Below are 11,251 nucleotides of genomic sequence, written 5' to 3'. Positions count from 1 at the left end.
AGCAGCATCAGCGTTACGCCATCTGCAGCGGATGCGGGAGCTGTGATCCGAGTAAACGGTGCGACGAGCGTAAGCGGAGCAACATACGGACCATTGAATCTGGCTGTCGGAACAAACAAGATTGAAATCGAGGTGACTCCGCAGAGCGGAGCGTCCAAAACCTACACCATCATGGTGAATCGTGAGAACGCTCCAGATACATCAGGGCCATCCAGTTCAGTAAATCGCAGCGATTCAAGTACAATTAATGAAAAACAGACAGCTGAATCCTATATCGACGATAAAACGATCGACAACATACTGAAAAGCAGCACAAACGGCAAACTCAAGCTATCGGTGGATTCGAGCGTGAATGCCGATCAGAACAGGATTATTTTTACAAACAGCGCAATGCAAAAATTAATCACGCAAAAGAGTGCCGTTTCACTGAATCTGGGCACGCAGCTTGGAAGTTATGAGCTGCCGCTAAAAGAGATTAATCTTCAAAATCTGGCTGCCAAGTTAGGGGTTGCCAAGGATAAAGTCAATGTAGAAGTCATCGTAAGTAAAGACAACGCTGCTGTAGAAAAAGCAAAATCATCCGGGAAAACCGTTCTCGGCGCAGTTGAATTTACTTTGAGAGCAGCTTCTTCAGAAGGCAAGAGTATAGAAATTTCTAATTTTACAACTTATGTGGCACGTACAATCAAAGCGGAAACCCCGTTAAATGCCCGCAATTTAGCTGCGGTTCGCGTAGAGACGGACAAACAAGGCAATACGGTATACCAGCCGGTTCCATTCACTGTATCGGGAACAGAGGCGACGATATATAGCAGAACGAACAGCACCTACATGCTGATAGAAAATAAAGTAACGTTCGCTGATTTAAACAATCATTGGGCAAAGAACGACATTGAACGCATGGCAAATAAAATGATCGTCCAAGGTGTATCCGAGAATCAGTTTCTTCCTGAGCAAGCGATAACCCGCGCGGAATTTGCAGCATTGATTGCCCGGACACTCGGACTGAAACCGGGTGGAACATCTAAGAACCTTTTCATCGATGTGCATCAAGGCGATTGGTTTGAAGATCAGGTTTACGCTGTCGCAGGAGCAGGCATCGTTGCCGGATACGAAGATCATTCCTTCCATCCGAATGCGCTTATTACCCGGCAAGAAATGGCTGTTATGATCCAACGCGCAATGAATTTTGCTGGCTACGATCATAGCAGCACTGCAGGAAATAAAGTGAAATTTACGGATGAGCACCTGTTTGATCAATGGGCCCAGGCGCCTATTGCCGAGATTGCCGGTATGAAGATTATCGAAGGCGCCGATTCAGGCAAATTCGATCCGGCAGCGGCGGCTACGAGAGCTCAAAGCACGGTTATTTTAAGCAGAATGCTCGCAGTGCTTCAATTTACGAAATAATCAATCAAAAACGAGGCTATCCCCCAATCGTCACATACGATTGGGGGCGGCCTCTTTTCGTTTTCAATTTAGGAGAATACTAAAAAACCGCTCAAATCCCTACGATGGAAGCCAGGAGTGAACAGTTCATTATTTTGTTTAAACTCCATAGTAGAAACGCCAACTTTATTTGTCATTTCAAAACTTTCTTATAAAAAAGTGCCATTCAACAAACGTTCGCCGTTAGTTCAATTAAATGAATCAGATATTCTTTAATACCTTTATTGCTACATCAGCCATTTCTTTTAATTTAAAAGTATCTAAGCCTTTTTTAACTAGGGGTACTGTCCTCATATCCCCAAAATTCTAGAAGGCGCTTATTTTCTTTAATATCATCGTTGGTTAAACGGCCCAATTTCATTTTTGCAAGTAGAAGGAGTTTTTTATTATCTGTGTACGTAAAGTCCTTGTAGATCTCCTGATTCTTCTTATGGAATAGATGAATTAGTTCAGTTAGTTCAAAGTATGGCAATTTCTCTGATTTCCAATCCAAAAAAGATTGGTACAAGGGTTCCAGTGCTTGTTCCGTTAGCAATTTGTGATACTCGTCAATAATTTCACGCTCTTGCTGTCGTTTTTGTTGCTTGGGAGATAGTTTGTTCTCCAAATTCTTTACCCCCTCTTTTTTGAACTACTGAGAAATGGTTCACTAACGTTCCTCGTTAGCGGAACTTCGCAAATATCTATACTGGAAGTTATTCGCGAGATGACTAGACTATCCTGCCCCTTCAACAAAAAAGTAGAGTAACTGTCGCGGCAAGCTACTACACTTTTGTTAATTTGTTATTTTAATTTACTTAAGCGTTTCTTATGCCTAATAGGAAATGTGAACTAGTTAAGAAGCATTCATTCCGTATAAACCAATTAAAAAAACTATTACAACTGTTGCGATAAACCAATAAACAATGTTTGAAGGACTGTTTTTAAGATTGAATACTGATAGAAACTGCAATAAAAAATATCGATTGTTTTTCGTTCCCATTTGCTCTCCTTCACTTCCTTTGTATACAGCTATATTACCATAAATTGGTTTATTAATATTAAGAAATTATTCCGAAATTCTGAGATCTAAGGGGAATGCAGAACTGCTTGCTTAAAAAAATAAATTACAGTAAAGATATAATCGTTCCATAATGTACACTTCAAAACATTATTGTACACGGACAACAAGAGGAGCAGCAGCAGTGTTGGGAGACATTAAAGTTTTGAAGTGGTTATGGTGTTCAAAAAAGCCTAAATACATTTAAGTTATGAAGTACTTCTGACACAAATAAAAGCAGACAGTTCGTTGATCTAACGCGTCCTGTTAGCTCAATGCCGTGGTACATAAATACGGTCAGTATCGGTATCAATTACAAAATCTGGCCTAACCCCTTTCCAGTGTGAAGAAGAAAGACGCTCAAATTGAAATATCCTACAAAAGATATCTGTGAAATCATTTATGTTAGTACATAGGGTTTTGGTTGTTTCATACTTTTTACTTAATTCTGAAATAGAACATATCTTGCCAATAAGGAGTGCATTTTCAAAATAACCATCAATTTCAACTATCAAATTCATTCACCGCCCGGTTGCTAACCAGCCTCTAAGCTCAAAGGTAATGAAACATTAGATTGTAAACGATAGCTCTTAGTTAAAACTAAAGTTCTGCGTTAGTTTGGTCGTGTTTTCTCTGCCGCTTCCTCATAAGTATTCCGGTAAGAAGGTAACAAAGAGAAGTAACTATGAACATTTTAAAGATGCTTGGTGTCATCGCTAAATAAAGGCTAATTGGAAGTGACCAGAAGAATGCTAAGAACATTATGAAACGTTTATTAATAATTGAACCAATCAATGCTACGCATGCTGGGGCAAAAAGAAAAAAGCTCGTTCTTATTAAAACGTCATTACTTGCTGGTTCAGAATTGTATGGGTTGTACAAGTTAAGAACTAGCCATAGCGTTATTGATACCAATGACGAGAAAATACCCAAATATACCCGAAACCTCACCTTTGTTCTCCTTATAAGCACGAGTTAATTACACCTAGTATAATACCACATATTGGAACTAACCTCCCGAGACAAAGGCAGCCGATAGTATCGGCTGCCTTAATGTAATTATTGAACTACCGTTCTGCGTTTAAAGGTTATCTTTGCTTTCTGAATTTAAAATACCAATAAAAGATACAATATAGAGCATGCCTCTAACAGTAATATATGCAATTGGCATGCTATCGAAAATTTTTTTTATTGTAACTATGTGCAATCGAATTGTACGAAGAAAATAAAGTATTAGACTGGAGTTGTTGATTTGACGCGGTTCTGGGGTTGGAAAATCGTCAGCTTTTGAAGTGCTAGACTGACCCTGGAAATTGAAACGGTGACAGCCAATTCGTGTGGTGAATATTTTGCTTTTTGCGCTTGCGCTGCTGCAACCACACAAAGGTCGGAAACAAAACAACTATCCGTTTAGCTGCCTGATCATGCTGCGCGTATAACCTCCGATTGTTTTTGCCAAAATATCAGCCAGCTTGAAGCTTATTGCAGAAAGAACCGCTCCCACAGCCATTATAAGGAGTGATTTCGCAAAAGTATCTACCTGCATGAAAATGACATTCATTTTGATGAATCGATAATATAGTGGTGCCAACAGGAATGCAAGCGGTGCTACATAGAGTATGGCTGCGCTGACGAGACTGAAGATCCCGATTACAAACTTCTGCATTAACCAAAATACGGCAGCCCAGTTGCGGCGATCCGTAAGTTCTAATTTGGCTTGAGCCCAGACAGATGCATTCGTTGTTATTTTTCTGTCGTAAGGGGCCGCCGTAATATCGGTATAAATTTTCGTCTGCCTCCTTTCAAATTGGATGAAGGTTGTTGTAGTACGCAATACGTGTGTAACAAGTGGAATGCCGACTACCGTAAATGAAAGACTTAAACTGAAAGACAGGGCTACCATGTAAAAACAAAAGTAAAACAAGCCTGTAACGAAAGTTAATAATAAAAAATAACCATTCTGGATGAAACCTGATTTCATAAGGTTCATCGCTCCTCTCCGTATATTATCCACATTGTAAGACTTCTTTCGTCAACCGCACCAGTGTAAAAATGTCATATGACATTTTCGGCATGTAGTTTTTAAAAATATGTCACTTTTAAATACTGCAGGAAATGAAGATAGGAGCTTCAATCATTAGAACTCACCACATAAAGAAAAACAGCAGGTAGGTCTATTAAATCGTATGACAACCGAAATTGCACAAAGTTATAATATAAGTATCCTTCCCGCTCATTCATGGTTCGAAGGAAAACAAGCGAATCTTATCTATGGCTATCAAAATGGAAAGATTGAGGATGCATTGAGCAGAGCTCTGCCCATCCATCCAAATGATAAGGGGCATCAAGTTATTGCAACGGGTTTGGCACCGTATCTTAGCCCTCGCAAGTAGCTGCCTCAATTGACTCTGCGGTCCGCGCGGACGCACCCTTGTGGGGTTCTCCTCCTTACTCTCCCTCTTCTTTTGACTTTATTTCTATTTTAATGGAGGTGAGTTGTGGATGGGTAAATCCACAATTCACCGTCGTGTGATGCAGCGGATGTTTGGGGAGGTGGCGTAATAAAACCCTTTCCCTTTAATCTACTAACCAGATACACCTAACTTCTCATGAAAGGTAGTTCAGCTAAGGTTCGTATTCGTCATCCGCATCGAAAAATCCACCGTATTGATCAGGTGCCATTCCTTTCGGATTCAACAAAACAGGGAGTTTCGCCCCTCTCAGGTCTCCATCTTCCAAATATTGAACGACGAACCTCCACTCATAATCATAGTCAAAAAGCTCTGTTTCACCTTAGCAGCGATACCGTGTAACGCGAAAAGGAGCCTGCCACTGAAATTCAGTGGCAAGCTCCTTTTCATTTTTGTAGATTTAACTTATGAAGGTGATCTACGACTCGGTAAATATTGTAACACAGAAAGCCTGGGCTAGGTACGAATATGTCCGACATTGAACTCGCTCGCCTTGCCAAGCAGTCCCTCCTCTTGCGCTTTGTTTATTGCGTCATCCCTGTTATTGACCCCAAGCTTTGAATAGAGGATCGATACATAGTTACGAATCGTACCTTCCGAGAGGATCATGTTGGCAGCGATAGTTTTGTAACGGTGTCCCTGGTAAAGCTGCTCCAAAATGTCCAACTCGCGTCCCGTTAATCCATACGTATTAGATCCTGCAGATCCTCTTCCCACCATTAGACGCAGGCTTTGCTGCTTCATCTCCTCAAACACCTGTTCCGCGATTTCTTGTGTAATAGACGTACCCCCCATATGAATGAGCCGGATCGTTTCTATTAATTCTTTTGGCTGGATAGACTTCAACAAATAGCCGACTGCTCCGTTCTGAAGCGAGGCTACCGCTTGTTCTACCTCACTGAAGGTGCTTAAGATAATAACGCGAAGATCAGGCCATCTTTCCTTTACTATTTTCAAAGCTTCGATACCATCCATTTCGGGCATACGGACATCCATTAAGATGACATCCGGATACACTTGTTCGCACAAGTCGATCGCGGCTTTCCCATTCTCTGCCGTACCTACTACCTGCAAATCCTCTTGATCATCCAGTATCATCTTAAGGCTGTCTACAATCAACTGTTGATCGTCTACAAGCATAACCCGAATCTTGCTCTTCAAATTCTCATGTCTTGGCACGGTACACAGGACGACAGTCCCTTCATCAAGATGAGAATGGACAGACATCTGACCTGACAGCTCTAACATCCTCTCCTTCATTGTAGAAAGTCCGAATCCTGGCTGAAGCTGTTCAGCCCCTTTTCCATTATCTTGAATTTGAAGCCGCAATTGATTGCTTTCAAAGTGCAGTTGAACCTGAATGGACGATGCTTGCCCGTGACGAGCCGCATTCGTTAATGCTTCCTGAAGGCAGCGGTAAAGCGCCAGTTTAACTGGATTGATCACGGAATATTCATCGCCCAATGTACGAAACTTGACTTCTACGCCCGTTGTATCCTGAAATTTGTTCACCAGCTTTTGCAATGATGAGGTAAAAGATGCATGGAGGCTGGGCATCGACATCTGATGCAGATATTTACGAACCTCGTCAAGTCCATTGCGGGAAGAATGCAGGAGGGCTTCTAATCGCTCCGAGTAATCACCTGTGACCGCTGGACGCAACGACTCCATCCCCATAATAATGGAAGTCAGCGTATGGCCGATCGTATCATGCAACTCCTTCGATAGCCGATTACGTTCTTCGATTAACGTCATCTGCTCGATCTGGACCACGTGTTGCTCCAGAATGCGATTCTGCTCCCTAATGATTCTCCCTTGGTTGTGAGCGAGAATAGATAATTGAAACGCGTAGCCTAAAGCAAAAACGATCCCGTGGTTCAGAATGACATTAAAGAGATTTTCTAACCAGTCCTTACCGGTTACAAAGCAGACGATAAACGGTACGACCCCAATGGATAAAATCGCTGTCCATCGATATGACTTGTCGATGCTTAGAATGCCGATAACAAAGCCAATCGGGATAAACCCCCATACGCTCGATAAAGAACACAGGTTTAAGAAAACAACGAATCCACCCGATAAAACAATCTCTGAAATCAAATACCATCGCCGATTAAATTGTTGAATCAAGAACGGTATAGAGAAAGGAACAAAGGAAAGCGCAATAGCTCCCCAAAGAGGCATTGGCAATTCATTCGTATAATTCCTGCACAAGCCGATAACTTGCGTGATCCACCATGAGATACGTATGCCGAATATGACCCAGTCCGGCCACGACCAGCGTGTAGTCATTTGTGTCATAGAAGTACCTCTATCCTTCACCTGATTGTTATCAGATTGTACCATATTCTGTCCCCTAATAAGATCATAATGACAAAAAGTTATTATTTTCATGTAAAAAAGAAGTGAGAAGGAACAATCCCTATCCCGGTTGCCCTAGAAAGGGATTGTCGTCATACTCTTACTTCATATGGGAAGGGCTTGTTTTGCGAATTTGGAAAACAATGTCGAACTGCTCTAACAGGGATGCATCAAAGAAAACAGGCGCGTTCGGGAGGAGTTGTCCCCCAAGGCTCAGCAACGGCCGCTTTTCTTTGACCCATTGATCAGCCTGTCCCTTCAGATGGCGATTATCCAACAAAAACATATCATATGAGACTTTTCCAAGCGTATAATTGGTGCTGTTCACATCCTGTGGAATCGTTTCTGCCGAAATCTTGCCAGAAGCGTAATCGCTGTAGAGGGTATACTGGCCCTCCGCCGTTGTGCTGCCAACGACGACATAATCATCACCTAAACGTTCTTTCAAAAATTTTCCTGATCCATCAGGGTATAAACTTTTATCGATAATGCCTTTGGCAACGTGGACATTGTGTGCCCATATCATCGTTTTACCGCCTAATGCCTCTTGGGCCCATATTAAATGATCGGCCATAAATTGTTCATGCAGCTTCAACAAACTTGGATAGTCACTAGGTACCATCATGGTTGTGAAGTTCTCTATCGCCTTCGCTGTTGCTTTCGCCCAGATCAGCTCAGATGAATCTTTCTCTGTATTTGCCTGTTTGGTCTTGCCATCGAGCAATCGGACCACTTGCACAGCGTTAGCCTTGAACTTTTCTTTCGCCTCTGGAGTCAGCTTCATATAATCCTGCAAGCTTCCAGTCACAGCCTGCATATCTTTATAATTTTTTTCCACTTCTGCCAGTACATCAGGCTGATGCTTCTTCACATAGTCAATCACTTGATTATAGGTATTCTGATCCATCCCCTTCAAGTCAAGCCCGATTAATTGGATTTTCTTCTTGTTTGATGGATCGGCATTATAATCCTTCATCCAATTTAGCATGGCTATAATTTCCTCGTTCGGATACAATAGTTTCAAAAATTCTCTTGGATTTCCTTTTCCTGTTTGGATGTATTCATTCAGCTTTAAACCGTCGCCCCAATCCAATTCCATTCCGATATTCGTAAAACCCATCTGGATGACCATATATTTCACAAGGCGAAACTTCATGGTGAAAATTTCGGAGCTTCCGTGCGTATTCTCCCCCAATCCCACATAATGTGCACTCCCAATCATGCTCTCAAACGGCTTTAGATCATCGAATGGTTGTGTCGGGTCTATCGTCTTCAACGGCTTCGCCTGTGATTCAATCGATTTAAAAATATTATTCTCGACAGGTTGCGCTGATTGGGCGACTTCTACTGGGCGAGCTCCCTTGTCCCCAACGCATCCTCCTGTTAGTATGGCTGCACTAAGCAAGACAACCATTCCACTGTACATCTTTTTCTTATTCATCTTCATCGCTTCCACCCCATCGAATTATTTAAGCAAAATTGATCTGCAAGCTAACGACATGCATCAATTGCTATAATCCGATTGTCACTCATGCACCATCACTTTTCATAGTAACGAACTATCATGAATTTTTTTGACAAGCATCACGAGAATTTGATTACTATTCCTCACTATCCGAGATGACAACCCGTGAATGATAATGACTTCATCGAATCGATAACAGAGAAGGTTAGAATAAAAATGGAAAAGGAGTTTTGAAGAAATATCAATCGATTCGACATGCTAACTAATAAATTGGAAAGGAAGAACTTTTTAATGAGATCACACACAGCAACACCACGAACCGAGGATCGCGTCCAACGTGCCAGAACAGGACTTCGGCTCTACCTAGGCATCTTATTCGTCTTTAGTATTATCCTGAATACAATCGTAATCATGACTAAAAGCGTCCCGCTTATCGTGTTGTACATGTTTACCCCCGCACTGTCTTCCATTCTAGCGCGCATCCTATTGCGTGAAGGATTTAAAGACGTATCATTCAGTCTTAACAATACAAAAATATGGAAAGGCATTGGATTAGCCCTGCTACTGCCTATGGTCATCTGTGGGATCACTTACTCCATTGCCTGGCTTAGCGGACTGGCTGTGTTTCAACTTCCTCAAGGTGGTACGTTAGAACCGGTCTTCCATATACTCGGACTTCAGTATCTGCCAATACCGCTGCATTTCGTTTTAATAGTCGTTATGACCGGAATCTTCGGAAGCTTAATCAACTTGATCCCGGTTATGGGGGAAGAACTCGGCTGGCGGGGTTATATGCTCACAAGGTTGGTTGATGCCAAAGTTAAGCGTCCTATTCTTATTAGCGGATTAATCTGGGCAACGTGGCACGTCCCAATCGTGATTGCCGGTCTATACGTGGCAGGACCGTCGGTTATTCTTTCCGTACTCGGCATCTACCTATGTATCGTGCCATTCAGCTTTATTACCGCCCGTTTGCGATTAGTCACAGGCAGCGTCTGGCCTTCGGTCATCATCCATGCCGCATGGAATGCCACAATTCAAGGGCCTTTCACAAGTGCAAGTACAGGAATTCACTCTGAGATTTGGATCGGAGAATCCGGTCTGATTACCGCTCTTATTATCTTTATTACTGCAATCATTGTGTCCCAAGCAACAATGCGCGGCAAGTTAAACGTGTAAGAAATGATCATGATGCTGATGACATTCTACAGAATGTTTTTGTAAAATACACGCCAACTTAGATACATTAAAAAGACGATCAGAAATTACAATCTTGGATCTATCAGATTACCCGAGACAGCATAATTGATTATGTTAGGAAAGAGCATAATCAATTAAAGTCTGTTCTATCGGACGAGTTACCACTAGAGCAAGTTGAAAAAATGAACGATGCGGTTAAGGAATTATCCGCATGCATCCGCCCTATGATCCAGGGACTTTCCGATAAGTATAAGCAAGCTCTTGAACTCACTGAACTAGGGGAGTGCACACAAAAAGAATTAAGCGATCAATTAGGTATCTCTATTTCTGGCGCAAAATCCAGAGTGCAGCGCGGCAGAGAAAAATTAAAAGAGCTCTTGCTTGTTTCACAATGCTACAAGTGCGGTGAATTTGCACATTTTTTTCTGACACAAATTTCTCTACTTAAAAATAATAAAAGCTTGATTCTCAAGCTTTTTCGACTTGGTTTTTTTATAAGTACTTGTGTGTCATTGGACATATCTTCTTTAGATTGAATCCAATGCTTTTGCATACTTTTCAATGTCCATTGCTGGGACAGTACCTAACTTTTGCAATTCCATTAAGAGTTTAAAGAAGAAGTAAATTAATGCTTTCTCTTGGGTACTTTTATCTACTCTAACTTCAACTGATTTGAAACGAACCTGTTTGTAGAACACACCCCAAATCTATTTTTGAAAACTCATCTAAGCTTCTAATAACTTTGTCAAAACTAGTTCCAAAAGGTTGTTTCAAAGGACTGTCCAAGCAAAGAAAGCCTGAAAGGATGGTAAAATGCTTAATCTTTCTGTCCACACCTCCAAGACGAACAATTGGAGCTGATGTACGATGAAGTGAACGTACAGAATTAATCTTCTTTCCTGCATACTTCAAATTGAATTTGTTCATATCTTGTTTAACTTCAAAAACAGCATAAACACTTTCAGCAGGAATGTAGGTTGCTCCTTTCAGAATCAACCACAAAGGCTTTCCCAACTTTATAACGCTTTGGCAAATAAGTATCCAGCCATTGTATCCAATTAACTTCTGTGGCATTTCCCTTAGCACCTGAATGTTTAATGATTTCGCGGCTACCAGATAATTTCTCAATCATTTGTTTTTGAAGACGATGAAAAATATTTTTCAAGTTTCCTAATTTACGAGATTATCCATATCCTAGGCGCTGCACATTTTAAAAAAATGAATGAACTGCGTCTTCTTTAGTGCTGTTCTTTTTCTTCGACTGCC

At 41.4% G+C, this 11,251-nt stretch carries 6 protein-coding genes and 2 pseudogenes; 3 read left to right on the top strand and 5 right to left on the bottom strand.

Annotated features, from left to right (window positions below):
- A partial coding sequence (locus tag AC3WRW_RS29985) for an S-layer homology domain-containing protein (protein ID WP_492549875.1) occupies positions 1 to 1,410 on the top strand: 1,410 nt, incomplete at its 5' end.
- Positions 1,411 to 1,720: 310 nt separating this feature from the next.
- Here the strand turns inward: AC3WRW_RS29985 and AC3WRW_RS29980 are convergent.
- The 4 genes from AC3WRW_RS29980 to AC3WRW_RS29965 all read right to left on the bottom strand — a co-directional run bounded on the left by AC3WRW_RS29980 (position 1,721) and on the right by AC3WRW_RS29965 (position 8,761).
- Complete coding sequence (locus AC3WRW_RS29980; RefSeq protein WP_492549874.1) at positions 1,721 to 2,056, bottom strand: hypothetical protein; 336 nt, start codon at positions 2,054 to 2,056, stop codon at positions 1,721 to 1,723.
- A 1,834-nt stretch (positions 2,057 to 3,890) separates the two neighbouring features.
- Positions 3,891 to 4,469 carry a sensor domain-containing protein gene (locus AC3WRW_RS29975; RefSeq protein WP_492549873.1) on the bottom strand — a complete coding sequence of 193 codons (579 nt, stop codon included), beginning with the start codon at positions 4,467 to 4,469 and terminating at the stop codon, positions 3,891 to 3,893.
- A 946-nt stretch (positions 4,470 to 5,415) separates the two neighbouring features.
- On the bottom strand, positions 5,416 to 7,305 hold the full coding sequence (locus AC3WRW_RS29970; protein ID WP_492549872.1) for a response regulator: 1,890 nt from the start codon (positions 7,303 to 7,305) through the stop codon (positions 5,416 to 5,418).
- Between the two features lie 115 nt (positions 7,306 to 7,420).
- On the bottom strand, positions 7,421 to 8,761 hold the full coding sequence (locus tag AC3WRW_RS29965; protein WP_492549871.1) for an erythromycin esterase family protein: 1,341 nt from the start codon (positions 8,759 to 8,761) through the stop codon (positions 7,421 to 7,423).
- 315 nt (positions 8,762 to 9,076) lie between these two features.
- Between AC3WRW_RS29965 and AC3WRW_RS29960 the strand changes: the two genes are divergently transcribed.
- Positions 9,077 to 9,964 carry a CPBP family glutamic-type intramembrane protease gene (locus AC3WRW_RS29960; RefSeq protein WP_492549870.1) on the top strand — a complete coding sequence of 296 codons (888 nt, stop codon included), beginning with the start codon at positions 9,077 to 9,079 and terminating at the stop codon, positions 9,962 to 9,964.
- An 89-nt stretch (positions 9,965 to 10,053) separates the two neighbouring features.
- A pseudogene (locus tag AC3WRW_RS29955) lies at positions 10,054 to 10,521 on the top strand (sigma-70 family RNA polymerase sigma factor); the annotation flags it as partial.
- 127 nt (positions 10,522 to 10,648) lie between these two features.
- Here AC3WRW_RS29955 and AC3WRW_RS29950 read toward each other — a convergent pair.
- Positions 10,649 to 11,117: pseudogene (locus AC3WRW_RS29950) on the bottom strand (DUF6602 domain-containing protein).
- Positions 11,118 to 11,251: the final 134 nt, after the last annotated feature.

It is taken from the genome of Paenibacillus sp. FW126-R14, from assembly GCF_058789495.1.
This window is presented reverse-complemented; position numbering and strand designations above follow the sequence as displayed.

What these genes read in the sequence shown, in the direction of transcription:
- AC3WRW_RS29965 (WP_492549871.1), bottom strand. Translation starts at nt 8,761, where the DNA reads ATGAATAAGAAAAAGATGTACAGTGGAATGGTTGTCTTGCTTAGTGCA.
- AC3WRW_RS29960 (WP_492549870.1), top strand. Translation starts at nt 9,077, where the DNA reads ATGAGATCACACACAGCAACACCACGAACCGAGGATCGCGTCCAACGT.
- AC3WRW_RS29975 (WP_492549873.1), bottom strand. Translation starts at nt 4,469, where the DNA reads ATGAAATCAGGTTTCATCCAGAATGGTTATTTTTTATTATTAACTTTC.
- AC3WRW_RS29970 (WP_492549872.1), bottom strand. Translation starts at nt 7,305, where the DNA reads ATGGTACAATCTGATAACAATCAGGTGAAGGATAGAGGTACTTCTATG.